Consider the following 24,188-nt stretch of genomic DNA (forward strand, 5'->3'; position numbering starts at 1 on the left):
GATCGTGCGCAGGCTGGTTGAACGAGAATTGACATCTGAGGGACCAAAGAGGGCGAGCAGTGCGCAAGGCAAGCGCCGCAGCGTGACTGTCAATCTGGGAGAGTCTCCAATTGCGTGGCTTCATTCGCGCGGGCATTTGTCCGATCGTTTGTTTGATGCTGGTGAAGCTCTGCGGGGTGATTATGAGCGGGCACAACTCTCACCCAATATGACGATGCGGTGGGACCCGGTGCGGATCAAAACGGGGAATAGAGGAGGCGCGGAAGCCGGTCTCACTCCGAGCGAGCGGCAAGTGGCAGCCAAACAGCGCTTTGACGGTGCGATAGCCGCCGCGGGCAAGGGGCTGGAGGATGTTTTATGGCGGGTGGTGTGTGCTGGTGAGGGGCTACCACAGGCGGAAAAAGCGCTGGGTTGGCCGGCAAGAAGCGGAAAATTGGTGTTGCAACTGGCGCTTGAGCGGGTGGCTGACTTTTACCGCATTAGGTGAGGCGGTTTTTTGGCTTCGGCCCATGTGCCAAATGTGCCAATTGTGCCAAATGGGTTGAGCCCAAGCATGCTGCCCCGGTGAAACTACGCCAAAGCCTCTGCGACACGGCGGCGTATATCAGGAAGCGTCTGCGTTTCATACCATTCGTTCTTGGCCATCCACATCCGCACCCTCCAGGAGGGGTGGGGAAGAGGAATAACGGGGCCGATGGCGTCGCTGACTTGCTCGCCGTCATGAACTGTTTGAGTGAGGGTCTGACGACGCAGCTGCGGCAGGTAACGCTTCACTGCGTAGGTGCCGATAAGCAATGTGAGGCGCTTTTTGGGAAGCACAGCGAGGATACGGTCGTGCCAGAGGGGAGCGCATTCCGGGCGAGGCGGAGCGTCGCCGCTTTGCCCCTTTCCTGGGTAGCAAAATCCCGACGGCATAATGGCCACGCAGTCAGGATCGTAAAACACCGGCTTTTCAAGGCCAAGCCAGTCGCGCAGTCGCTCTCCACTGTCGTCGTTCCATGGGAGGCCGGTTTTGTGGACCTTTGTGCCGGGGGCCTGACTGATGATCAAAATGCGCGAGGCCGGCGAAAATTGAACGACAGGGCGGGGGCCGAGTGGCAGGTGCTGGGCGCACACGGTGCAGGCTTTGATCTCCCTGTAAAGAGTTTCGGCCTGCGCTGCACCGCTCATCCCTCAACCCGCTCAGCCAGTTCCAGCCAGCGTTCTTCTGCTGCGTCTTTTTCGGTGCGGGCGTTCTCCAAGCCTTTGGAGATACTGGCGAAACGCTTGGGGTCTTGAGCAAAGAGGTCGGGGTCTGCCAGGATCATCTCCCCCTTGTTGATGGCTGCTTCGAGCTCATCAATACGGGCGGGTAAGAGTTCGTAATCGCGTCGGTCTTTGTAGGAGAGCTTCGCGGAGGTGGGGGCAGGTGCCGGTGCGGGTCCTTCGGCCGGCTCAGGACGAACCGCTTTGGGTTTGGATGCGATGGGCTTGCGGCGCTTGGCCTCCCAATCTTCATATCCGCCTGCAACGATATCGACCCGGCCTGTACCATCAAGACCCAGCGTTACGGTCACAGTCTTGTCGAGGAAGTCGCGGTCGTGGCTGACGATGAGGACAGTGCCATCAAAGTCTGCGATTACCTCTTGAAGCAGATCGAGTGTTTCGAGGTCGAGGTCATTGGTGGGCTCGTCCAGAACAAGGAGGTTGGCGGTGCGCGCAAATTCGCGCGCCAAAAGAAGCCGTGAGCGCTCACCGCCGGACAAAATGCCGACCTTGGTATCGACAATCTTGGGGTCGAACAGAAAGTCCTTAAGGTATGCTTGGACGTGTTTGCGCGCGCCCCGCACATCAATCCAATCGCCTCCTTCCGCAAGAATATCGCGTACAGTCGAACCCGGTTCCAAAAGCTTGCGCTGTTGGTCGATCATGACCCCGCTCAATGTGCGCGCGTGGGTAATAGTGCCGCTGTCAGGCTCAAGCTCCTTGGTGAGCATTTTGAGCAGCGTCGTCTTGCCCGCTCCATTGCCCCCAACAATACCGATGCGGTCACCATTTTGGATGCGAAGGGTGAAGGGTTTGATGACCGCGCGGCCGTCATAGGACTTGGATATGCCTTCAGCGACGATAACCGATTTGGATTTAAACTCCTCGTCGTTGGCGAGCTTGAGTTTGGCGGAACCGGTATCGGAGATCATCGCCGCTCGGGCCGCGCGCATTTGGTGCAGTTTTTCAAGGCGGCCTTGGTTGCGTTTGCGCCGCGCAGTGACGCCGCGCTCCAACCAATGCGCCTCAATTTTGAGCTTTGCGTCCATGCGTTCGGCAGCGCGCGCTTCTTCGGCGTAAACTTGCTCTTCCCACGCCTCATAGCCGCCAAAGCCCACTTCTTTGCGGCGCAGTGTTCCCCGGTCGAGCCACAAGGTTGCCCGCGTCAGGCGCTTCAAGAACGTCCGGTCGTGGCTGATCGTAATAAACGCGCCTTTATAGCGGTTTAGCCAGTCTTCCAGCCAATCAATCGCGCTCAGATCCAAATGGTTCGTCGGCTCATCCAGCAGCAGCAAATCGGGGTCTTGAGCAAGCGCGCGGGCAATGGCGGCGCGGCGTTTCTCGCCTCCGCTAGCCGTTGCCGCATCCGTGCCCATGTCAATGCCAAGCTGGCCCGCGATCGCCTCAACCTCGTAAGCGGCAGGAGCGTTCTCTCCTGCCAACGCAAAATCCATAAGCGTGTCAAAAGCACTAAAATCAGGCTCTTGCTCAAGAAAGACAATGCGCGTGCCCGGCTTAACCCGCCGCGTTCCTCGATCTGCCTCGATCCGGTCTTCAATGAGTTTCAGAAGCGTGGTTTTGCCAGCACCGTTCCTGCCAATGAGCGCCAAACGATCTCCTGGCAAGATATGCAGGTCAATAGGTTCAGCGCCTTCTCCGGCCCGTGGCCCGCCGAAAAGCCAGCGCGCGCCTTGTTGCAGGGAAAGGCCTTCCCATGAGAGGATTGGAGGTTGTGCCATTGCTAAGTGCGCCGTTACGCTCTTGTACCCAGACTGCCAAGTCCTCACAAACCAAGTCATCACTAAGTCATCACAAGGCGGTGCCGGTTCACTGCACGCTCAGGCAAAATCGGGTACTAGGCCACAAATACTAGGAGGTATATTCGATGATCCGTCAAACATTTGCGCTCGGCGCTGCTGCTGCTCTTTTCGTAAGTCCCATTGCGGCTATGGCCCAGCAAGTGGAGATTGAGGCCAATGGCCCGGTGATAGAGTTATCCGTCTTTGAAAGTGTGACGGCTGAACCAGACCTTGTGACGATTGGTGCAGGTGTCACGAGCCAAGCGAAAACAGCAGTTGAGGCCATGCGCATGAATGCGCGCCAGATGCAAAGCGTCGTTGATCGTATCAAGGCGCTTGGCGTGCCGGAGAAAGACATTCAAACGACCGGCATCAATCTCAATGCGCAATATGACTATGACCGACCAAATCAGCGGCAGGTCTTTCGCGGCTATCAAGTCTCTAACCGCGTCAGTGTGAAACTGCGCGATGTGCAAGAGACGGGCGCTGCGCTTGATGCGTTGGTTGTCGCGGGCGCGACCGATCTTTCCGGACCCAGTTTTAGCATTGAAGACGACACCGAGGCAAAGGCGCTTGCTCGCAAACGTGCGATTGAACGTGCGCAGGAGCGAGCGCAAAGCTATGCTGAGATGTTTGGTTATGATGGCATCGAAGTGCTGTCGGTAAGCGAAAGCATTCAAGGTAGGGGGCAGGTCAGTGCACCGGTCATGCGCTCTGTTGCCGAAGCCGACTTGGCAGCGGCACCTGTCCTTCCGGGCCAAGTTTCGACCGGGGTGAGCCTGTCGATCAAATATGAAATGGTGCGCGGGGCTGGCCGATAGGAGCGGCCAGCAAGGGTGTCTTGCAAAGGCTGGCGTAAAGATGCGTGACAAGGGCTTACGTGCCTGAACGCAATGTAATATGCGCATTCAGTACTTGTTCAATGCAACTGGGCTAGGCATGAAGCCACGATGACAAACCGCCGTTTTCTTTTGGCCGCTATGGGCGGCGCCGCATTGACGGTGATGCTGGGCGCGGGCTCTGCAACTTCTGTTGTGGCGGCCGGCGTCGCGGTTCAAGATCAAACCCGCACCGACCAAGGTACAGCGCGCCGCGAAATGCGGGCTGGCAACCAGCTTTCTTTACGTGAAATCGAAAAGCGCGTGCTTCCCGGTATGCGCGGAGCTGAATATTTGGGGCCTTCCTATGACAGCACCGCGCGCGCTTACCGGCTTAAGTTTATTCGCGATGGCCGTGTGACCTATGTTGACGTTGATGCGCGCACTGGCCGCATTATCAATCGCAGCAGGTAGGGGCCAAGGCATCGCATTTATGAATTGTCCGGGGACTAAGGCACGTTTCAGCGCCTACGTTTGCTTGACGCGCTCGCCGCAAAGGCTCACGTCTCATCGGGTAAACGCACAAAAAGATGGTGGAATATGCGCATCCTAATTGTCGAAGATGAACCAACTCTCGGCCAACAACTTAAGTCAACCCTTGAGCAAAATGGCTATGCCGTAGACCTTTCGACCGACGGCGAAGACGGGCACTTCCTTGGAAGCACTGAGGATTACGACGCCTGTATCCTTGATTTGGGCCTGCCTGAAATTGACGGACTTTCGGTTCTTGGCATGTGGCGTAAAGAGGGACGCACTTTCCCGGTTCTGGTGCTTACGGCGCGGGATTCTTGGTCCGACAAGGTGGCCGGGCTTGATGCGGGCGCGGATGATTACCTCGCCAAACCCTTCCAAACCGAAGAACTCATCGCCCGCCTTCGCGCGCTTATCCGCCGTGCCTCGGGCAACACCTCATCTGAGCTCACCGCTGGTCAAGTCCGGCTGGATACACGATCTGGCAGAGTGACGCTGGACGGCGAGCCGGTGAAGCTGACGGCGCAGGAGTATAAGCTGCTCTCCTACCTCATGCACCACAAGGGTAAGGTGGTGAGCCGCACAGAGCTTATCGAGCATATTTACGATCAAGATTTTGACCGCGATTCCAATACGATTGAGGTCTTTGTCACCCGCATCCGCAAGAAACTTGGCAGTGAGGTAATCACAACCATCCGTGGCCTCGGTTACAGCCTCGACGACCCAGCAGAGCCCCCAAGAGCCTCATAAGGCGGTTGGTGATCTGAGCGAGGTCCCTATTAAGGACGGTGCTGAGGCGCCGGCCTTGACGGTGCCAGCGGAAATCGAGAGGTCAAAACCTCGCGCCAGCCTTGCGAGGCGGATGGGGCTGATCGCAGCGGGGTGGATTATAATCCTGCTGCTTGGCGGCGGGATCGCGCTCGAGCGTACACTGACACGGCAAGTGGTCGCCAATTTCGATGAGCAGCTTGAGTATCAGCTGACCTCAATGATTGCCTCGGCCGAAATCGACAGTTTCGGCGAGGTCTGGTTTTACCGCACACTTGGCGATCAAAGGTTCTTGGAGCCGGGAAGCGGGCTATATTGGCAAATCAGCGGGGAGGGTTATGAGCCTTACCCCTCGCGTTCGCTTTGGGACCGGACGCTTATGCTTGAGGTGCAGGGACGCATTTCCAATGCCGAGGCCGAAGACTTCGACAGTCAAGTCAGCATTTACAATTCTGCGCAGTTCGAGGGCGAGCCGCTGCGGATTGCGGAGCGTACCGTTTTGCTGCCGGGGAGCGAAACGCGTTGGACTTTCGCCGTAGCGAGCGCGACCAAGCAAATCGACAATCAAATCCAGCAGGTCCGATTAATACTGACCTGGAGCTTTGCGGTCTTGGGCCTTGGCCTTATCGTTATGGCTCTGCTTCAAATCCGCTATGGCTTGTCCCCGCTTCGCCGGGTGAGGGCGGCGATCCAGAAACTGCGCACCACTGGTGAAAACCGTATTACAGAGCCGCTTCCCGCAGAGGTTGAGCCGCTTGTCGATGAGGTGAACGCGCTGCTCGATCATACTGAACGCCAAGCCGAAGAGGCGCGAACCCATGCTGGCAATCTTGCGCATGCGTTGAAGACGCCGCTGACGGTGCTCACCAATGCTGCAACCGCGCGCGATCCGAACCTCAACGAAGCGGTCTTCCGCGAAACGCGTACGATGCAGCGCCATGTGGACCACCATTTGGCGAGGGCCCGTGCTGTAGGCAGGCGCGCTGTGGGTCAGGCTCGCAGTGACCTTCGAGGAAGCGCCGAAGCTGTGCGCCGCGCGGTCGAGCGCCTCTATCCGCAAGGCCGCCTGGATATAGCCGGTGGCAAAGGCGCCGTGGTCTCTATCGAGAGGCAGGACCTGGATGAAATCCTCGGAAACCTCATAGAAAACGCGGCGAAATACGGCGGGGGAAGCGTGTTTGTGACCCTCGACAATGAGCCTGATGCGCAGCAATGCGTGATCTGGGTCGAGGACGACGGCACCGGCATACCAGAATCAGAGCGCAAGCGCATATTCGACCGCGGAGCGCGGCTGGATACGGGCAAGCCGGGCACGGGTCTGGGCCTGGCAATTGTGCGCGATGTTGCGGAGATATACGGCGGGTCGGTGACGCTTGGTGAAAGCGAGGATTTGGGCGGCCTGCTGGTGGAGTTGCGGTTACCGCGAGCGTAGTTCAATTGGGATTAACCTGTGACGGTCCACACCTAAGAGGCTTGGAGATGTCAATGAGATATGTGAATTCTTGCCTGATAATCGCCGCCGGTCTGGCTCTCACAGGCTGTGCAAACTATGATAAAGGTGTCGGCCTATCCGGCGAGCGCACAGTCTTTCATAATCCCTATGTGGCGCCGGAGCTGGTAAACGGTCCAGTTGGGCCCGAACAATGCGGCGAGCTTTGCTTCGGCAATCGGTATTTACCAGGACTGATCTATCCGGGCGGAGGAAGCTACGCGTATGATCGGGAAGGCAACCGCGTCAAGCTTTCACGCGCCGGACGCCGCGCGTTGCAAGAACGTAGTCGCGCAATTGCGGAGGCTATTCGCGCCGAACGCAAGCTGCATTCTGATCAGCGGGCGGTCACCCCGCCGCTGGAGCCGCAGTCGGCAGTCGACACGTCAAGCACACAATGAATAAGTTAACCGCCGCGCGCTTTCTCATGGTGGCGGATGACTTCCTCGATTATGAACCGCAGGAATTTCTCGCTGAACTCCGGGTCAAGGTCCGCCTCTTCTGAAAGCTTGCGAAGCCGCGCGATCTGACGCTCCTCACGCGCTGGATCGGCAGGCGGCAGGGTTACCTTCGCTTTATACTCTCCCACAGCCTGCGTGATGCGAAACCGTTCGGCCAGCATGTGAATGATCGCGGCATCAATATTGTCGATGCTTTTGCGAAACTTGGTGAGTTGTGGGTCGTGGGACATATGGTGCGCAGTACGCATCAATTCTGCGCTTGCCAAGCCACGCGCGCACCTCCTAAGGCTCTATCCATGACTGCGGACGTTATCCCTCTTCCCCGCAAACAGCCGACGATCGAGCCCATGTTGTCTTTGACAGCAAACGGCATGAACTCGGTAAACACAGTGATTCTGGAACGGATGCAGAGCGAAATTCCGCTCATCCCGCGCCTTGCCGGGCATCTTATTTCTGGCGGCGGAAAACGCCTGCGCCCGATGCTGACGCTGGCTGGTGCTGAGCTGGTGGGATATCAAGGTACGCGCCACCACAAGCTCGCAGCGGCTGTGGAATTCATTCACACCGCGACGCTTCTCCACGATGATGTGGTGGATGGAAGCGAGCTTCGCCGCGGCAAGGCGGCCGCGAATATTATCTTCGGCAATCCCGCGACGGTTTTGGTTGGTGATTTCCTTTTTAGCCGCGCTTTTGAACTTATGACTGAGGATGGGAGCCTTAAGGTTCTCAAAATTCTCAGCAATGCCTCTGCCGTAATCGCAGAAGGCGAGGTCGCGCAATTGTCTTCCCAGCGCCAGATCGAAACCAGCGAAGAGCGCTATCTCCATATCATCGGCGCGAAAACGGCGGCTTTGTTCGCAGCTGCCAGCCAAATCAGTGCGGTGGTCGCAGAATGCAGCGAAGAGCAAGAGCGCGCACTTGAAGATTATGGTCGGAACCTTGGTGTGGCTTTCCAATTGGTCGATGATGCGATCGACTACGATTCAGACGCGGCTGAAATGGGCAAAGACCAAGGTGATGATTTCCGCGAAGGCAAAATGACGCTTCCGGTAATCCTCGCCCATGCAAGGGGCGATGCGGACGAGCGCAAGTTCTGGAAAGATGCAATCCTTGGGCACAGGTCATCGGATGAAGATTTGGCGCATGCGATTGGGTTGATCGAAAAACACAACGCACTCGAAGACACCCGCGAAAAGGCACGCCATTTTGCGCAGCGCGCGATTGATGCGATCTCAATTTTCCCCGACAGCAAGGCCCGCGCCGCCATGGGCGAAGCGGCGCAGTTTGCGGTCGCGCGGGGTTATTGAGCCCTCCCACTACGCATATCCGTTCGCCCTGAGCTTGTCGAAGGGCAGCCTAAGGGTTAGCGCCGTAATCCGAAGTTGAAGCGATGCTTCGACAGGCTCAGCACGAACGGCATTCTTTGGATTCAACTCTCCCCATCTATGAGGTGCTTTCCGATGTTCGGGAAGCCTTGGCGCGCGAAGGTGCGGCGGTTCTGATAGCGCCTCCGGGGGCGGGTAAGACAACCGCTGTCGCGCCGGATCTTCTCGGCGAGGCTTGGTGCACAGGCCAAATCATCCTCACGAGCCCGCGCCGTGTCGCCGCACGCGCGGCTGCGGAACGCATGGCACAAATGCTAGGCGAAAAACCGGGTGAGACGGTGGGGTATATGACCCGGCTCGATTCCAAAACCAGCACCAAAACCCGCGTGCTGGTGGTGACAGAGGCGATCCTCGCGAACCGTCTTGTCGAAGACCCTGAGCTTAGCGGCGTCTCTGCCCTACTCTTCGATGAAGCGCATGAGAGGCATTTGGACAGCGATCTCGGCCTCGCGCTTGCTCTCGAAACGCGCGAAGTCTTGCGCGATGACCTGCGTGTGCTGGTTATGTCGGCGACAATTGATGGAGAGCGGTTTGCAGGTCTCCTCGGCGAAAATGCGTCTGTGGTCGAAAGCGAAGGGCGCAGCTTTCCTTTGGAAATCAAATGGCTTGGATCTGATCCATCCGCGCGTATCGAGGATCAGGTCGCGAATGGCGTGATGGCCGCGTGGCGCGATAGTGCGGGCATCGAAAGCGGAGACATTCTTGCCTTCCTCCCCGGTGTCGGAGAGATCGAACGCACCCGCGAGCGGCTAGAGGCTAAGCTGCCGGGCACACCCATACTGCCCTTGCATGGCCAAATTGAACCCGCTGCCCAGCGCGCGGCAATCCGGCGGGACGCGCAAGGGCGCAGGCGCATTGTGCTCGCGACCGCGATTGCAGAAACATCGCTCACCCTTGACGGTGTCAGCGCGGTGGTGGACGGCGGATTTGCGCGTATGGCCGAATATGACCGTGCGGCAGGCACCACCCATTTGGTGACGCGGCGCGCTTCCCAAGCTGCCGCTGCACAACGGGCAGGGCGCGCGGCGCGGCAAGGGCCGGGCGTCGCCTATCGCCTATGGGAAGAAGGAGGACATCTGGGCCGTCCTGAATTTGCGCCGCCTGAGATCGAAACCGCTGATCTCAGCGCGCTCGTACTGAAACTCGCCAAATGGGGCTCAAGCGATCCTGCGGATTTGCGCTGGATTGACCCGCCGCCCGCAGCATCGGTTGCAGCGGCCAAGCGCGCGCTCACGGCTCTAAGGGCGCTTGATGAAGACGGGCGCATTACCCCTTGGGGCGAGGCAATTGCGGCAATGCCGATGGTGCCTGACCATGCCGCTTGTGTCCTCAGCGGCGCGCGGGCTGGATGCGGGGAAGAGGCTGCCCGCCTCATCATGCTCCTACAGGAACGCGGACTTGGCGGGCGCAGTGAAGATTTGACGCAGCGCCTGTCGCGGTGGAACGGTGATCGTGGAAAGCGGGCAGGGAGCGCGGCGCGTATCGCCTCAGGCTGGGCGAAGACCGCAGCCAAGCTGACCTCGTCGGACACGCGCCTCGATGTCGATGCAGCAGAATGCCTTGCCCTTGCGCGGCCCGATTTCGTAGCGCGCAGGCGCGATCCGTCCGGCGAAAACTGGCTGAGCGCTGGTGGGCGGGGTTTTCAGCTTGATCCTGCTTCACCTTTGGCCCGCGCAGATTGGATCGTGATCGGCGATGCACAGGGACAGGCGAAGGGCGCACGAATTACGGCAGCGGCTGAACTTTCGGGCGCCAGTGTTGAGCGGATATTTGCCGATGAACTCGAAGAGCGCACAATAGCGCGCTGGAATTCTGACAAAAAACGCGCTGAGACCAAGCGCGAAAGACGGCTGGGCGCGATTGTTCTTTCAAGTGGGCCTGATCCTGATCCAGATCCCCAAGTGATTGTGGACATCCTTGTGGAGAAGGCTCTGGATGGTCTGGGGGCAATATTGCCGGCGGGATTTCTCGCGCGGGGTCAATTCGCGGGCGTCGCTGGCCTCTCTGGCGAAAACCTCAGAGCCGAGGCCGCCATGTGGCTCGCTCCCTTGCTCGAAGGGCGGCGCGATCTGAACATGCCAGCGGGCCGCTTTGCCGATGCAGCGCTTGGTCTGCTCGATTGGAACGAGCGCCAAAGGCTCGACACTGAGGCGCCCATGAAGTTCACCTCCCCTGCAAACACGAGCCACGCGGTCGATTACGCAGGCGATGAGGCGCCCAGTGTGGAAGTGCGGGTGCAAGCTCTATTCGGGCTCGACGTGCACCCTATGATCGGCACCACACCGCTGCTCCTAAAGCTCACAAGCCCTGCTGGCCGCCCGATCCAATCGACCCGCGATTTGCCCGGATTTTGGCGCGGGTCATGGGCGGAGGTCGCGAAAGACATGAAGGGCCGCTATCCCAAACATCGCTGGCCCGAAGAACCTTGGAAGGAAATACCCAGCCTTCGGACCAAAAACGCCTTCAATCGTAAGTGATATTGGATTATGGGCCTGCCTCGTAAAGGGATCGAAACGGGCCGCGACAGCGGACCGCAAGGGCGACGGCCCGCCCGCAGCGGTGCGAACTTTGATCGCAATAAGCGAGGATAACCAAAGAATGACAGCGACTATTTATCAGCAACCCAAAAGCGCAATGCAATCAGGCAAAGCCAAGGTTGATGATTGGGTGCTTGAATTCGCGCCCAGCGAAGCGCGCCGCGCGGACCCGCTGATGGGCTGGACCGGAAGCGGCGATACGCAGGTTCAGGTGAAGCTGAAATTTCCAAGCAAAGAAGCAGCGAAAGATTACGCTGAGAAACAAGGGATTGTCGCCCGCGTTCGCGCGACGCCGCCGAAGTCACTTAAGATACAGGCCTACGCCGATAATTTCCGGTAGGGTGCTTTGCCCACCCCGCTGCGACTAAGCCTCACCTTCGGTTCAGCAAGTCTCGCTCCCCTCCCGCAGGCGGGAGGGGTTGAGGGTGGGCCAACAACGCTTGAAATCTCAATCAACCCCCGCCATATGCCTCACCGGGAGTCGGGTGGACGTTTGCGTTCGCTCACCGGGTCAGGACCGGAAGGTAGCAGCCCAGGTGAATTGCGGCGGGTCGCTCGGCTCCTTTTTCTCACAACTTGCCCACACTTCGCGATGACAAGCGGCCTGCAAACGCCTAGCTTGCATGTGTGATTAGTGATTCCGACCCAGACCTGCCCGAGAGCCCAGAAGAAGAGGCTCCAAGCGCTGCCGAATTAGAGGCGGCGGGGCAGAACTCTATGTTTGGGGGCGGCGATATGGGCGCACCGGCTTCAGCACTGGAGCCAACGCCTACACCTGCGCCAGCATCAGCGCCCGCACCGGCTCCTACCGACACCAACCAACCTTACCGCGTACTTGCGCGCAAATACCGGCCTCAGACCTTCTCCGAACTCATCGGGCAAGAACCCATGGTGCGAACGCTTGGCAATGCGATTGAGCGCGACCGGCTCGCGCATGCCTTCTTGATGACCGGGGTGAGGGGGTCGGCAAAACCTCCACGGCGCGCCTTATTGCGAAAGCGCTCAATTGTGTGGGCGAAGACGGGCAGGGCGGCCCAACAATCGACCCTTGCGGCAAATGCGAATATTGCACCGCTATCGCAGAAGGTCGCCACATCGACGTGATCGAAATGGACGCAGCGTCCCATACCGGTGTCGATGATGTGCGCGAGATCATCGAGCAGGTGCGCTATGCTGCGGTCTCTGCGCGCTACAAAATCTACATCATCGACGAAGTGCACATGCTTTCGCGCAACGCCTTCAACGCTCTGCTGAAAACGCTCGAAGAGCCGCCCGCACATGTCAAATTCCTGTTCGCGACAACCGAAGTTGAGAAATTGCCAGTTACGGTACTGAGCCGGACGCAGAGGTTTGACCTGCGCCGCATTCCCGCTGAAATGCTGGCTGAGCACTTTGCCAAAGTCTGCTCGCTTGAAGGTGTGAAGGCAGAAGAAGAAGCGCTCAACATCATCGCCGCTGCTGCGGAAGGATCTGTGCGCGACGGCCTCTCCATCCTCGATCAAGCGATTGCGCACGCGGATATGGACGCCGATATGGGTTCTGGTGGCGGGGTGAGCGCGGAGCGGGTTCGCGATATGCTCGGCCTTGCTGATAAGGGCGCGCAGCGGCGTTTGCTCGGTCACATCCTTGAAGGGGACGCCAAGGCGCTTCTCGCCGGCGTTGATGAGCAATATGCGCTTGGTGTTGAACCGCTGGCTTTGATGCGCACGCTAATGGATCTGGTGCACCGGATCACCGTCGCGCAGGTCTCAGGCGGCGAACCCGATGCACCCAGCGAAGAAGAGCGCAGCGCATTGGCGGAATTTGCGGCAAGGCTGGGAGCGGGAGAGCTTCACCGATTGTGGCAATTGATGCTGAAGGGTCATGACGAGGTCCGCCAAGCGCCCGATCCGCTGGTGGCTTTGCAAATGGCGCTTTTGCGCGTGCTGCACGCAGCCGAACTGCCTGACCCGGGCAAACTCGCCAAACGCATTGAGGAAATCGCGGCCAGCGGTATTGCACCCGCCGCAGCTCCGGCGGGCGAGGGCTCACCAGCACCTGTTGCCAGTGCGCCGAGCCAATCGCTCGATTGGGCGCAACTGGTCGAGCAAGTCGATCAAGGCGGCCAATTGCGCGTGGCTCAGATTATGCGCGACCGGGTCCGTGTGATTGAGCTTTCAGATGGAAAACTGATCTTCGAGCAGGCCGACAGCTATCCTGATGATCCCATCCCCGATATCCGAGATAGCCTGTTCAAACTAACGGGAAAGCGATGGCTGGTTGAGCGTGGCAGCGGCGAGGCGCAGCGATCTTTGCGCGAGGCGCATGAGGCCGCGGCCAAGGCCACAAAAGATCGCATCCGCGCTCACCCGCTGGTAGAAGCGGCTCTCGAGGCCTTTCCCGATAGCGAATTAATTGACCCCGATGAAACTGTAGCCCGCACCGCAAGCGGTGGGCGCAGTTGGAACTAAGAAAAAGGATTACCCCATGAAAAGCATGGAAGAAATGATGCAGGCAGCGCAGCAGGCTGCGGAAACAATCCAAAAACAAATGGGCGATATGCAGGTGAAGCTCGACGCGATTGAGGTCGAAGGTGCGGCAGGCGGCGGCCTTGTCAAAGTGCGCGCATCAGCCAAGGGCCGCATTCTGGGCGTGAGCATCGACGACAGCCTAATGAAGCTGGAAGAAAAGAACATCGTCGAAGACCTCGTGACCGCAGCCTTCAACGATGCGCGTGACAAGGCGGACCGCGTGTCAGAAGAGCAGATGAAAGAGATGCAGAGCGGGATGGGCCTGCCGCCGGGATTTAATCTACCGGGTATGGGGTGAATGCGATGAAACAGAGACTTCGCCAGTGCTTTAGCTTGTCCCTATCAGCAGCGCTTTTTGTAGGGGGCGCCTTGGCCACAGCGAATGTGTCGCAAGAGAGTGAGGGGGCGCAGAAGGGCAATAACACTGTTTCAACCAGCATGGGTGTAATTTGCTGGGCTGCGATTGTAGAGGCCGGTTACCAAGTCGCTTTGAGGTGCGATCTGGGTGATCGTTTTGCATCGCAAGAGACCGTAGCTGCCTACGAACGCTCGCGAAGTGATTTGTCTGAGAGATTTAAAGAGTTTGGCTGGAGCCAGGAAAGGCTGAACGCGTTTCGCTCTCAGCAGGGCAATGCCGACGTGTCTACTGAAGAGTTGTGCACCCTTGATGCGCTGGAAAGCGATACGGACAGGTTTTTGATAGGGCTTGCCCAGGCCAATCCCAGTTCGATTGAAGCGACGACCAAGGCGGTCTTAGCACAGCCCGGTGAACCGACGTGGGGAACCTGCCTTTAGCATCCACAGCTTCGTAACAGCCCCCATTGCGCAGGTAAGTAAGCCTTCCCATATTCCAACAAACGGCGCGCCGCTCGCTTTTGAGTGGGACCGTCTTGGACTGAACAATATGACACACAGCTACCCTCTTCTACCCCTTCGCGACATCGTCGTCTTCCCCGGCATGGTCGTGCCCCTTTTTGTTGGGCGCGATAAGTCGGTGGCCGCGCTAGAAGCCGCGATGGAGGCATCGAAAGATATCTTCCTCCTCGCGCAGCTCGATCCAGCCTGCGATGATCCGGTGAGCGATGACCTTTACGATGTGGGCGTGGTGGCGCAGGTGCTGCAGATGCTCAAGCTGCCTGATGGCACTGTGCGTGTTTTGGTCGAGGGTGCAGACCGGGCCAAGCTCAGCTCTTTGCGCGACGACGACGGCTATGAGCTCGCCATTGTGGAGATGCTTGAGCCTGAGACAGTGGCAGGCACGGAAGTCACAGCTCTCATGCGGCAGGTCACTGACCAATTTGGCGAATACGCAAAGCTCAACAAGAAGATGGGCGAAGAGAACAATGTCGACCTGTCTGAAATAGACGATGCAGGAGAGCTTGCAGACACGATTGCTGCAGCGTTGAGCGCCAAGGTTTCGGATAAACAATCGCTCCTCACCGAAGCCAGCCCATTTAAGCGCCTTGAGCTGGTCATGGCCTTTATGGAAGGCGAGCTTTCTGTTCTCCAGGTTGAGCGCAAAATCCGTGGCCGCGTAAAGCGCCAGATGGAGAAAACGCAGCGCGAATATTACCTCAATGAACAATTGAAAGCGATCCAGTCAGAACTGGGCGGGTCCGATGATGGCGAGGGCGGCGATGAAATCGCTGAGCTTACCAAGAAAATCGAAGAGACCAAGCTTTCCAAAGAGGCCAACGCCAAGGCAAAGGCAGAGCTGAAAAAGCTGCGAGGCATGCAGCCGATGAGCGCAGAGGCGACGGTTGTGCGCAATTATCTTGACGTGCTGCTTGGGCTGCCATGGGGCAAGAAGAGCCGCGTGAAAAAGGACATCGCCAAGGCGCAGGACATTCTCGATGCGGACCACTATGGTCTTGAGAAGGTCAAGGATCGCATCATCGAATATCTCGCGGTTCAGGCCCGCACCAATAAGCTTAAAGGCCCGATCCTGTGCCTCGTTGGCCCTCCCGGTGTGGGTAAAACCTCGCTTGGTAAATCCATCGCCAAGGCAACCGGCCGTGAGTTCGTGCGCCAGTCGCTGGGCGGCGTGCGCGATGAGGCAGAAATCCGCGGGCACAGGCGTACTTACATCGGCTCGATGCCGGGTAAGATCGTCAACAACCTCAAGAAGGCTGGCACCAGCAATCCGCTGTTCTTGCTCGATGAAATCGACAAGCTTGGCCAAGACTTCCGCGGCGATCCCGCGAGCGCGCTTCTCGAAGTGCTCGATCCAGAGCAGAACGACAAATTTCAAGACCATTATCTCGAGCTCGATCTGAACCTGTCGGACATCATGTTCGTGACCACCGCAAACAGCCTCGATCTGCCTCAACCCCTGCTCGACCGGATGGAAATCATTCGGCTTGAGGGCTACACTGAGGATGAGAAGGTCGAGATCGCGACTCGCCACCTGATCGGCAAACAGGTGAAGGACCACGGCCTTAAGAAGGGCGAGTTTGAGCTCACCGAAGAGGGACTTCGCGACCTCATCCGTTATTATACTCGTGAAGCTGGCGTTCGCACCCTTGAGCGTGAAATTGCACGGCTTGCGCGCAAAACCTTGCGCAAAATCTTGGAAAAAGAGGCGACCAGCGTCACCATCACGCCTGAAAATCTCGGGGAATTTGCAGGCGTTCGTAAATTCAAACACGGCATGAGCGAAGACGAGGCGCAAGTGGGCGCTGTGACGGGGTTGGCTTGGACGAGTGTTGGCGGCGAGCTTCTCACGATCGAGAGCGTTACGACGCCGGGCAAAGGCGAGGTGAAAACCACTGGTAAGCTGGGTGACGTGATGCAGGAAAGCGTTGCGGCTGCTTTTTCCTTCGTGAAATCGCGCAGCCCGCACTACGGCATCAAACCATCGCTTTATCACCGCAAGAACATCCACATCCACCTGCCCGAAGGCGCGGTGCCCAAGGATGGGCCGAGTGCTGGCATCGGGATGGTGACGTCAATCGTCTCAACGCTCACAGGTGCTAAAGTGAACCCGGATGTCGCGATGACGGGCGAGGTGACTTTGCGAGGCCGTGTGCTTGCTATTGGCGGGCTCAAAGAAAAGCTCCTCGCCGCGCTTCGGGGCGGGATCACCAAAGTTCTGATCCCGGAGGAGAATGTTAAAGATCTGGCAGAGATTCCTGCAAATGTGAAAGAGGGCCTTGAAATTATTCCCGTATCGCATGTTGATGAGGTGCTAGAGCATGCGCTTATCGACCGGGCATCACCGATTGAATGGACCGAGGCGGATGATCTCGCCATGCAACCTGGTGCTCAGCAATTGCCCGGTGGGGGAACTGCGACAGCGCACTAAACGTTGCGGCGTGATTGTAGCGGTGAGCGGCATGGGCACGGCCGGTCTGGATTGATGGCCCACTAGTTGCAATAAATGCAACTGGTGCCTGCTTTCACAATCTGACCCCCGAGCTCTGTTTTATCGACTTCGGTTGATCGCAAAAGCGCGGATTTGGGTGTTATTATTGGCCCAATCGCCGGAATTGTCTTTGACAGCTTGGGAAAAAACGTCCTAATTCGCCCCTTAGCCGGGGCGATTCACTCTAACCACTTCGAAAAGAATGAGGGGCAGTAGGTAATGAACAAAAACGATCTGATCGGTGCAGTCGCTGAGACTAGCGGACTTTCTAAAAGCGATGCAGCAAATGCGGTGGAAGGTGTGTTTGATGCAATTCAGAAAGCTCTTGCGGATGGTGACGAAGTGCGACTGGTCGGGTTTGGCACATTTGCAGTGGCAAAACGCAAGGCGTCTATGGGCCGCAATCCTCGCACCGGGGAGCCGATGCCGATCAAAGCTTCTAACCAGCCCAAGTTTAAAGCGGGCAAAGGACTTAAGGACGCTGTTAATTAAGCGTGCGCTGCGCTCACAGTCTCTTTGAGCGTGGGCGCAATTAATCAGGCAATAGGGTTAGATTGAATTTAGAATGGCCCCGCCCAGCATATGGCTGGCGGGGCCTTTTCTATTGTTGCTATCATTACGTTGAGAGGTCGATCAAAGCGGTTGGGGCTGCGCGAGTTCGCGGTGAAATCTCCCAAGTGAGCTTTTCGCCGTTCTGGGTCGCGATTGCGCCTTCATCTGTATTGTTTGCCTTAATCGCACCATCGGTCACTATGGTGAAAGAGCCTTCGATAAGGGGTGTGATGGGGGCCTGCTCGCCCGCGCCTGGGCCTGCATTTGGGCCATCAGAAGGCCCAACAGCTTCGCCCGTGCTCCCACTGGCGGCCAGAGTGCCAATTCCCCCCATTCCCGCCAACATTCCTGCCATCATACCGCCCATGGGATCGGCTCCGTTCTGGACTGCAAAACCCGGCGCATTGACCCGCACGGTATTGCCATCGCGCATAATTATCTGAACGAACGGATTTGCGCTGGGAAAACCCTCGATGACTGGGAACATGAAGTCATGGCTGAGCTCACCTTCGATCGTGTAGAGGACATCGAATACGCCGTCGCCTTTGTCGGTGACCCGCTCCCATCCTTTTTGACGTGAAAGAAGCTCGACAAGGTTCGCAGTGGCCTCCGGGTCAGTGGGATCAATGCCGCCCATAAAAGCGCTCATCTGCTTTGCCTGCTCTTGCGCTTTTGCAACGCGCAATGGAGCATTCATCTCCCATACCACCAATTGTTCGGCGAGCTCACTATCGGTGCATTCGCGAAGCTCGTAGCCGTCCTCGCTATAACATTCCTCTGCTTCGAATTCTTCGCCCGCTGCGCCCATTTCTGCGATGCTCGATAGGCCGAGGAAAAATATCTCACCTTCATATGTAAAGGTGAAACGGTTCTCTTTGGTGAGTACGAGTTCAGATGTGAACTTCCCCGGCGTGATGAAACAGCCGGTGAGCAGCAAGGAGAAGCCCGCGATCAGTGCGGTTGCAAAGGCACGCTTTGGTGTGCGGATCTGTGTTTGAACGGTCATTTGGTTTCCCCAGTAAATTAGCCTGTTCCAAAAAGCTGGGAGCGGACCCTTAAGAGCGGGTGGCAACAGCATATAATGCAATAGCTGCTGCATTCGAAACATTAAGACTTTCGATATCCGACGAAATTGGCAGCTTGGCCGTAGTGTCGCAGTGCCCGGCGATGTTGTGCCGCATCCCTTCGCCTTCAGCGCCAAGAACAATCGCGAGCGGGCCGCTTGAAAGGCTTTCGGCAAGGGTCGCCTCGGCCTCTCCGGCAAGTCCAATGCGCCAATATCCAGCCTCGGCCAGTTCATCGAGCGCGCGGGCCAGATTGACGACGCGCACCCACGGCACCGTTTCCAACGCGCCAGAGGCAGATTTGGCGAGCACTCCGCCTTCGGGCGGGGCATGGCGATCCTGTGTGACGATGCATGCAGCGCCGAATGCAGCTGACGAGCGCAAAATTGCGCCCACATTGTGCGGATCGGTAACCTGGTCGAGGATGACCACAGGGCGTGCAGGGTCGCCTGTTGCTGCCTCGTCGAGAAAAACATCGGGCAGTGGCTCGCATTCAAGCACAAGGCCCTGATGAGGGGCATCCTTGGCGACAAGGCGCGCAAGATCGCTGACATCGGCGTATTCAACAGGGAAATCCGCAGGCAGCTCGCCGTCGAGAGTTTCGATCCCCTCGCGCGTTGCCCAAAGCTTGCGGTGTTCGCGTGCCGGATTTTTGAGAGCGGCTTCAACCGGATGGCGGCCCCAAAGACGCACGTAGCCCGCAGTACCCTTGCCCGATCCGCGGCCACCCTTCATCCGTCCAGCGCGGCCTCTTAAAGCCCGTTTGCGATCACCTTTTGCCATAAAATCTCAACTTAAATTGTGCCTTGGCCCATATCTTGTGTGGCCCTTTGCCAGTAGCCCCATTGACAGGCAAGCACAGCTTCGCCAAAGGGGCGCCTCTCGGCAGCAAAGCCTCTGGCTTAGCTTTATGAACAGGCATCCTCGCTGATGCCAAATTCAGGCCCATGTGTGGACAGGTGGCCGAGTGGTTAAAGGCAGCAGACTGTAAATCTGCCCGCGCGAGCGTACGCTGGTTCGAATCCAGCCCTGTCCACCACCGGCACCCACCACCGGCGCCTACCTTTATCGCGGCTTCCGCGGACAGTAACCGGCGCAGCGCCCGTGACCTTGGTTGATGTCGAACATGGCATTTGGGCTGCCAAGTGCCGTTGAAAAGCGTCCCATTCATTGGCCCAGAAATGACTATATGTCAGTGTGTGAGCATCGTGTTCGGGCGTGATATTGGTCGATCAAATGATTACTTGAGGGCAGCTCACCACTCCTACTTTGGGTGTCGCATTTAATCCTACGCGGCAAAGCTACGCATTGCCAAGATTGAAATGCTTTAGCGAGAGTGTCTAATGCCATTCAGATATTTAGCCCCTGAAATTGCCTTTCTTTCATAAATTCGAGTTGTGTATGGCACCTTTATTGACTTGATTGGTTATGGTTTCTGTGCGGACCATTCTAAATGGGCGGCGATTACTACATTTTAATCGCTCAAACCTGCCGACAAGTGATTGAAGTCAATATTGCACCTCGATATAGTACGGGAATGAGGGATCTAAACGTATGACAGATCAAGAAGTTGAAGCTTCTGAAAGCGAATCTCAGCTTGATTTTCCAGTGGTTGGTATCGGTGCGTCGGCTGGCGGGTTAGAGGCCGTTACAGAAATGTTCCGGGAGGTTGATCGCGGACTTGGCATGGCCTTCGTGTTGGTGATGCACTTGGACCCGGACCATGAAAGCATGATGGCAGAGCTACTGTCGAGCAAGACCCAGATCAGGGTTCGCCAGATTTCTGAAAATGACCATGTGGAGATTGATTGTCTGCACATCATCCCCCCGGGCGCGAGCTTGAAGATCGTAGATGGCAAGTTCCGGCTTGAACCATTCCCTCAACCGCGCGGCGTCAGGCGTCCGATTGATGAGTTCCTGACATCGCTTGCCTATTCGCAAGGTCATAATGCGGCCGCGGTGATCTTGTCGGGCACTGGCGGTGATGGGACTGCCGGCGTGCAAATCGTTAAGCAGTTTGGCGGAATTTCGCTGGTTCAAAACCCGGAAGAGGCACGCTATGATGGAATGCCTCATTCAGCGCTTGCCACAAAGGCTGTCGATTTTACCGCCAGTGCGGGCGAGATTGTTCCCCGTATCGCCGGTTATTTTGACGGCGCGTCCAACCAGCTTTTGCCCGGCGATGATGAAGAGGCACAACGGGCGCTTGAGACAATTTGCGATATCCTGCTTGAGGAAGAAGGGTACGACTTTTCCGGCTATAAAAAAGCAACTTTGCTGCGGAGATTGAACCGAAGGATGCAGCTTGTCGCGAGTGCAGATGCAGATGCCTATATCGAATATCTCGCTCAGAGCCGGGATGAACAGCGCGCTCTTGTCAATGACTTCCTGATCAACGTCACGAGTTTCTTTCGCGATCGTGAGAAGTTTGAGCTTTTGCGCAAAGCGATCCTTATCCCGCTCGTCAACAGCAAAGAAATCAATGAACCCTTGCGCGTGTGGATACCGGGCTGCTCAAGCGGGCAAGAGGCCTACACCATCGCCATGATGCTTGAGGAGACCTGCACAGAGCTGAATAAGCGGCCTCTGATCCAGATATTTGCCACCGACCTTGATAAAGAGATGATCAAGACCGCTCGGCAGGGCAGCTATCCAATTTCTTCTTTGCATGAAATCCCGGACAGGTTTCACGAGACCTGTCTGGTCGGGATTGATGACCGTTTTGAAGTGCACAAAAAGATTAGAGAGATGGTGCGTTTCTCCGTCCATGATCTGATCCAAGATCCACCGTTTTCAAAGATCGACCTCATCTCATGCCGCAATTTGATGATCTATCTGTCAAACACCTTGCAGGTCCAGGTTTTCCCGCTGCTACATTTCAGTCTGCGGGAAGGCGGCCATTTGTTCCTTGGCACGTCTGAAAGCGCGTCGCGGGCCGGCGATTTGTTCTTTGAACTCGACAAAGCCTCGCGGATTTACCGCCGTAATGCGAATGCGAAACGCGGCTCGCTCAATCTGCCCTTATCGCTCACGTCTCAAACGCGCAGCGCAAGCAAGATCGGGCGGCGTATGGCGGAGGAACTTGATTTTCCTCGTCACAGCAGTTTCGACAGCTCAAACAAGGCCGTTTTCGAACGCTACGGGCCGCCTTTTATCAGGCTTTCGAGCGACGGGCGTATTGTCGATAGTTCGGGCGATTTGGCGCTCTTTTTAAAGTCCATTCCGGGTGCGGAAAGCCGCCTCGACCAATTGGCCCGCGAGGGGCTTGCCGAAGTGGGCGGGGCGCTGGTTGCGGATGCTTTCGCCTCATCAAGCCGGCGCGCGCTTAAGGACGTCGACATCTCCTCGCCTTTCGGCGTCCAGCGGGTCGATATTATCGCTGATCCGATGGGCGATGACACTGTCTTGTTGATCTTCAACCTCAAACAGCGCCTTCAACCGATTGTCGATGAATATGCGATCGACCCGCCTTCGCAAGACGAGCGTTTTCACGCAGTGCAGGATGAAAATCGCCTGCTGCGCCGTCAGATCAAGGAAAAGGTCGAGGAGATCGAGACCGCCAATGAGGAGCTGAAAAGTTCCAACGAAGAAATGATGTCGATGAATGAGGAGCTTCAGTCATCGAACGAGGAATTGACCACTGCCAATGAAGAGCTCAAAAACAAGATTGATGAGCTCAAATTTGCCAACTCTGACCTAGACAACCTCCTGCAATCGCCGGATTTGGCAATGGTGGTGCTCGACCGGCATATGCGCATTCGTCACTTGAGCGAGGCGGCGCGCAAATTGCTCCCGCTTATGCGCAAGGATGAAGGCCGGTTGATTTCAGAATTCGACCTTCGCCTTGGCAATCTTCCCTTGGAGCGCCGAGTGCGAGAGGTGATCGACACCGGGACCGCCGCTTATGAAACGGTCGATTCCGAAGGCTGGGATCAAAGCTATCTTTTGCGCATCACTCCGTATGTTTATGCAGGAGGCAAAGTAGACGGGGTGACGCTCTCCTTTGTTGATATCACCAAAGAAGTAGAGCTGCGCCGCGAACTTGCAATTGAGACCAAAAAGCTGCGCCTTGCTATGCGTTCATCGAAGGTGGGATCATGGGATTCGGATATCGAGAACAAGACAGCGGCCATCGACGAAGTGGCCGCTGAGCTTTTGGGCCTCAATGGAGCCGGTGTCTTCGCTGAAGAAGTGCTGTTGCACAATGTTAGCGAGGATGAGCGCGAGAGAAACGAAGAACTGAAGCGTTCGGCTATTCCCACTGGCAATGGATATGAGCAAATCGTCGAGGTTGCCGGGGCGGGCGGTGAAAACCGGCGTCTCAAGATCTCCGCAGCGCCCTTTACCGCGCATGATGGCCGCAAAATGATCGCCGGCGTGTGCTTTGAGCTGCCCGGCTCAGGGCCTGACATAGTGGCGCCAAGCGAATGGCATGCCCCTTACAAAGCAGCCATGGGCGGCGCCCAGATGGGTCTTGCGACCCTCGATCTGGATGCGGGATATGCCGATGTAGATGAGACGCTGGCAAGGCAATTGGAACTGGCGGGGGCAGGGCGGGTTTCCCTCGAAGAGCTCACCGCAAACCTGGTTGCGAAAGATGTGCCTCTCATCGCTCAGAACCTGGCAACCGCCAGAGAAGGCGGCGGAAGATCGGTTTTTGATTTTAACGTCAAGTCCAAAGGTAAGAAACAAAGAAAACTTCGAGCAAATATTACCGCCATTGGATCAGACAGCGAAACCACAAGAGCAATCCTTGGGCCAACGATCGAAGTCACTGAAGACTAAATCCTTGTGATTTGTGTCACAAGGAACCAGGCAAATTATGCTCAGTTATTACTGCAAGTGTCTTATGCGCCTCGTTCATTGGCCCGATTAAGGTGGCGACGCATGTGTTTGACACTCTAATGATAGAAATTACTAAGTGACTTTTGGGAGGCAAGCCTCGATGAATGAGCATGACAGTTTGGACGCCGATACACCGAAAAAGGTGTTGGTGCTCGAAGACGATGCCGATTTCGGTATTTTGCTGCTCGGTTCTCTAAAGGAGGCGGGCTATGATGTGGCACTGTTCAGCAATGTGATTGATGCTCTCAGACACATCGAAACTCAGCCTGTCGACTTGGTCATTTCAGATCTCCTCATCGAAGAGAGGCAAGGTAAACTTGCCACTCACGGCGGGATCACATTCATCTCCAAGCTGAAGCAAATCCTTGGTCATCCCGCGCCGGTCATCGCGATTTCTGGCTCCTTTTCGGGAGACCAATTTCAGGCGATTTCCTCTGCAAAATCTGTCGGTGCGGACCGGACGATTGCCAAGCCAATTGACCCCGATGATTTGCTCGATACCGTCAAACGGCTGCTTGCGCCCGGGGGTTTGAACCAGACGAGGCGCTAGTAACGCACATCTTTGGGCGAGCCGAAGGTTATATTTGACGTGATGCCCGCAGCCTGCGGCAACATTCCCAGCAAAGCGGCGTGGAAGGATTTCTCTCGCTATAGCCTGCCGACTTCTCCTGGTGGGAAGTACTCACCTGAGGCTGTGACATTGCGGCATTCGCTGACCTCTTCAGCGCGCAGGCAAGGACTTGCAGGCTGCCATAAGCAGTTAGACACACTCAGCTAGCGACACCCAGCTAGCGTCCGGGGGAGACATCGTTCATGCGAT

20 protein-coding genes, 1 tRNA gene, 1 other RNA gene and 1 pseudogene are annotated in these 24,188 nt (G+C 57.0%); 18 read left to right on the top strand and 5 right to left on the bottom strand.

Going from position 1 to position 24,188, the window contains the following annotated elements; genetic code table 11:
- Position 1 precedes the first annotated feature (1 nt).
- Positions 2 to 487 carry a DUF6456 domain-containing protein gene (locus tag AC0V60_RS03980; protein ID WP_486179432.1) on the top strand — a complete coding sequence of 162 codons (486 nt, stop codon included), beginning with the start codon at positions 2 to 4 and terminating at the stop codon, positions 485 to 487.
- Between the two features lie 83 nt (positions 488 to 570).
- On the opposite strand, the gene AC0V60_RS03985 is transcribed toward AC0V60_RS03980, so the two are convergent.
- The gene (locus tag AC0V60_RS03985; protein ID WP_486177238.1) at positions 571 to 1,170 is read right to left on the bottom strand and encodes a uracil-DNA glycosylase family protein; all 600 of its coding nucleotides are present in this window, start codon (positions 1,168 to 1,170) and stop codon (positions 571 to 573) included.
- On the bottom strand, positions 1,167 to 2,984 hold the full coding sequence (locus AC0V60_RS03990; RefSeq protein ID WP_486177239.1) for an ABC-F family ATP-binding cassette domain-containing protein: 1,818 nt from the start codon (positions 2,982 to 2,984) through the stop codon (positions 1,167 to 1,169). The genes AC0V60_RS03985 and AC0V60_RS03990 overlap by 4 nt, the downstream gene beginning before the upstream one ends.
- Positions 2,985 to 3,130: 146 nt before the next feature.
- Here AC0V60_RS03990 and AC0V60_RS03995 point away from each other — a divergent pair, with 146 nt between their 5' ends.
- From AC0V60_RS03995 to AC0V60_RS04015, 5 genes are all read left to right on the top strand, one after another.
- Positions 3,131 to 3,865: an SIMPL domain-containing protein gene (locus AC0V60_RS03995; protein ID WP_486177240.1), complete on the top strand. Its 735-nt coding sequence runs from the start codon at positions 3,131 to 3,133 to the stop codon at positions 3,863 to 3,865.
- Positions 3,866 to 3,994: 129 nt separating this feature from the next.
- Positions 3,995 to 4,336, top strand: coding sequence for a PepSY domain-containing protein (locus AC0V60_RS04000; protein WP_486177241.1), 342 nt, complete (start codon positions 3,995 to 3,997; stop codon positions 4,334 to 4,336).
- 126 nt (positions 4,337 to 4,462) lie between these two features.
- On the top strand, positions 4,463 to 5,143 hold the full coding sequence (locus AC0V60_RS04005) for a response regulator transcription factor (protein ID WP_486177242.1): 681 nt from the start codon (positions 4,463 to 4,465) through the stop codon (positions 5,141 to 5,143).
- Positions 5,091 to 6,593, top strand: coding sequence for a sensor histidine kinase (locus AC0V60_RS04010; protein ID WP_486177243.1), 1,503 nt, complete (start codon positions 5,091 to 5,093; stop codon positions 6,591 to 6,593). Before AC0V60_RS04005 ends, AC0V60_RS04010 begins: the two co-directional genes overlap by 53 nt.
- Before the next feature lie 53 nt (positions 6,594 to 6,646).
- Positions 6,647 to 7,051: a hypothetical protein gene (locus AC0V60_RS04015; RefSeq protein ID WP_486177244.1), complete on the top strand. Its 405-nt coding sequence runs from the start codon at positions 6,647 to 6,649 to the stop codon at positions 7,049 to 7,051.
- Between the two features lie 5 nt (positions 7,052 to 7,056).
- Here AC0V60_RS04015 and AC0V60_RS04020 read toward each other — a convergent pair whose 3' ends face one another.
- Positions 7,057 to 7,341 (bottom strand): chorismate mutase, encoded by a 285-nt coding sequence (locus AC0V60_RS04020; protein ID WP_486179433.1) that lies wholly within the window; start codon positions 7,339 to 7,341, stop codon positions 7,057 to 7,059.
- 66 nt (positions 7,342 to 7,407) lie between these two features.
- Here AC0V60_RS04020 and AC0V60_RS04025 point away from each other — a divergent pair, with 66 nt between their 5' ends.
- The 9 genes and pseudogenes from AC0V60_RS04025 (at position 7,408) to AC0V60_RS04065 (ending at position 17,399) form a co-directional block, all read left to right on the top strand.
- The gene (locus tag AC0V60_RS04025; protein WP_486177245.1) at positions 7,408 to 8,418 is read left to right on the top strand and encodes a polyprenyl synthetase family protein; all 1,011 of its coding nucleotides are present in this window, start codon (positions 7,408 to 7,410) and stop codon (positions 8,416 to 8,418) included.
- A gap of 83 nt (positions 8,419 to 8,501) precedes the next feature.
- Complete coding sequence (hrpB, locus tag AC0V60_RS04030) at positions 8,502 to 10,973, top strand: ATP-dependent helicase HrpB (RefSeq protein WP_486177246.1); 2,472 nt, start codon at positions 8,502 to 8,504, stop codon at positions 10,971 to 10,973.
- Positions 10,974 to 11,094: 121 nt separating this feature from the next.
- Positions 11,095 to 11,373 (top strand): ETC complex I subunit, encoded by a 279-nt coding sequence (locus AC0V60_RS04035; RefSeq protein ID WP_486177247.1) that lies wholly within the window; start codon positions 11,095 to 11,097, stop codon positions 11,371 to 11,373.
- Positions 11,374 to 11,507: 134 nt separating this feature from the next.
- Positions 11,508 to 11,602, top strand: an RNA gene (gene ffs / locus AC0V60_RS04040) — signal recognition particle sRNA small type.
- Between the two features lie 61 nt (positions 11,603 to 11,663).
- Positions 11,664 to 13,483: pseudogene (locus tag AC0V60_RS04045) on the top strand (DNA polymerase III subunit gamma/tau).
- A gap of 16 nt (positions 13,484 to 13,499) precedes the next feature.
- The gene (locus AC0V60_RS04050) at positions 13,500 to 13,841 is read left to right on the top strand and encodes a YbaB/EbfC family nucleoid-associated protein (protein WP_486177248.1); all 342 of its coding nucleotides are present in this window, start codon (positions 13,500 to 13,502) and stop codon (positions 13,839 to 13,841) included.
- A gap of 71 nt (positions 13,842 to 13,912) precedes the next feature.
- Positions 13,913 to 14,338, top strand: a complete 426-nt coding sequence (locus tag AC0V60_RS04055; protein WP_486177249.1) for a hypothetical protein — start codon at positions 13,913 to 13,915, stop codon at positions 14,336 to 14,338.
- 109 nt (positions 14,339 to 14,447) lie between these two features.
- Entirely contained in the window at positions 14,448 to 16,847 is a 2,400-nt protein-coding gene (lon, locus tag AC0V60_RS04060; RefSeq protein ID WP_486177250.1) for an endopeptidase La, read from the top strand.
- 279 nt (positions 16,848 to 17,126) lie between these two features.
- Positions 17,127 to 17,399 carry an HU family DNA-binding protein gene (locus AC0V60_RS04065; protein ID WP_486177251.1) on the top strand — a complete coding sequence of 91 codons (273 nt, stop codon included), beginning with the start codon at positions 17,127 to 17,129 and terminating at the stop codon, positions 17,397 to 17,399.
- A 124-nt stretch (positions 17,400 to 17,523) separates the two neighbouring features.
- Here AC0V60_RS04065 and AC0V60_RS04070 read toward each other — a convergent pair whose 3' ends face one another.
- Together AC0V60_RS04070 and AC0V60_RS04075 are read right to left on the bottom strand one after the other, a co-directional pair.
- The gene (locus tag AC0V60_RS04070) at positions 17,524 to 18,465 is read right to left on the bottom strand and encodes a hypothetical protein (protein ID WP_486177252.1); all 942 of its coding nucleotides are present in this window, start codon (positions 18,463 to 18,465) and stop codon (positions 17,524 to 17,526) included.
- 49 nt (positions 18,466 to 18,514) lie between these two features.
- A complete protein-coding gene (locus AC0V60_RS04075; protein WP_486177253.1) occupies positions 18,515 to 19,306 on the bottom strand; it encodes a TrmH family RNA methyltransferase in 792 nt (263 codons plus the stop codon).
- 170 nt (positions 19,307 to 19,476) lie between these two features.
- Here AC0V60_RS04075 and AC0V60_RS04080 point away from each other — a divergent pair.
- The 3 genes from AC0V60_RS04080 to AC0V60_RS04090 all read left to right on the top strand — a co-directional run bounded on the left by AC0V60_RS04080 (position 19,477) and on the right by AC0V60_RS04090 (position 23,918).
- Positions 19,477 to 19,562, top strand: a tRNA-Tyr gene (locus AC0V60_RS04080).
- A 515-nt stretch (positions 19,563 to 20,077) separates the two neighbouring features.
- The gene (locus AC0V60_RS04085) at positions 20,078 to 23,308 is read left to right on the top strand and encodes a CheR family methyltransferase (RefSeq protein WP_486177254.1); all 3,231 of its coding nucleotides are present in this window, start codon (positions 20,078 to 20,080) and stop codon (positions 23,306 to 23,308) included.
- A gap of 160 nt (positions 23,309 to 23,468) precedes the next feature.
- Entirely contained in the window at positions 23,469 to 23,918 is a 450-nt protein-coding gene (locus AC0V60_RS04090; protein ID WP_486177255.1) for a response regulator, read from the top strand.
- Positions 23,919 to 24,188: the final 270 nt, after the last annotated feature.

It is taken from the genome of Erythrobacter sp. S259, from assembly GCF_057364965.1.

Bases quoted from the DNA above. Each gene is read 5' to 3' on its own strand.
- AC0V60_RS04090 (WP_486177255.1), top strand. From the start codon at position 23,469: ATGAATGAGCATGACAGTTTGGACGCCGATACACCGAAAAAGGTGTTG.
- AC0V60_RS04025 (WP_486177245.1), top strand. From the start codon at position 7,408: ATGACTGCGGACGTTATCCCTCTTCCCCGCAAACAGCCGACGATCGAG.
- AC0V60_RS04005 (WP_486177242.1), top strand. From the start codon at position 4,463: ATGCGCATCCTAATTGTCGAAGATGAACCAACTCTCGGCCAACAACTT.
- AC0V60_RS04035 (WP_486177247.1), top strand. From the start codon at position 11,095: ATGACAGCGACTATTTATCAGCAACCCAAAAGCGCAATGCAATCAGGC.
- AC0V60_RS04070 (WP_486177252.1), bottom strand. From the start codon at position 18,465: ATGACCGTTCAAACACAGATCCGCACACCAAAGCGTGCCTTTGCAACC.
- AC0V60_RS04065 (WP_486177251.1), top strand. From the start codon at position 17,127: ATGAACAAAAACGATCTGATCGGTGCAGTCGCTGAGACTAGCGGACTT.
- AC0V60_RS04000 (WP_486177241.1), top strand. From the start codon at position 3,995: ATGACAAACCGCCGTTTTCTTTTGGCCGCTATGGGCGGCGCCGCATTG.
- AC0V60_RS04020 (WP_486179433.1), bottom strand. From the start codon at position 7,341: ATGTCCCACGACCCACAACTCACCAAGTTTCGCAAAAGCATCGACAAT.
- lon (WP_486177250.1), top strand. From the start codon at position 14,448: ATGACACACAGCTACCCTCTTCTACCCCTTCGCGACATCGTCGTCTTC.
- AC0V60_RS04015 (WP_486177244.1), top strand. From the start codon at position 6,647: ATGAGATATGTGAATTCTTGCCTGATAATCGCCGCCGGTCTGGCTCTC.
- AC0V60_RS04085 (WP_486177254.1), top strand. From the start codon at position 20,078: ATGACAGATCAAGAAGTTGAAGCTTCTGAAAGCGAATCTCAGCTTGAT.
- AC0V60_RS03995 (WP_486177240.1), top strand. From the start codon at position 3,131: ATGATCCGTCAAACATTTGCGCTCGGCGCTGCTGCTGCTCTTTTCGTA.
- hrpB (WP_486177246.1), top strand. From the start codon at position 8,502: ATGCTTCGACAGGCTCAGCACGAACGGCATTCTTTGGATTCAACTCTC.
- AC0V60_RS03985 (WP_486177238.1), bottom strand. From the start codon at position 1,170: ATGAGCGGTGCAGCGCAGGCCGAAACTCTTTACAGGGAGATCAAAGCC.
- AC0V60_RS04050 (WP_486177248.1), top strand. From the start codon at position 13,500: ATGAAAAGCATGGAAGAAATGATGCAGGCAGCGCAGCAGGCTGCGGAA.
- AC0V60_RS03990 (WP_486177239.1), bottom strand. From the start codon at position 2,984: ATGGCACAACCTCCAATCCTCTCATGGGAAGGCCTTTCCCTGCAACAA.
- AC0V60_RS04075 (WP_486177253.1), bottom strand. From the start codon at position 19,306: ATGGCAAAAGGTGATCGCAAACGGGCTTTAAGAGGCCGCGCTGGACGG.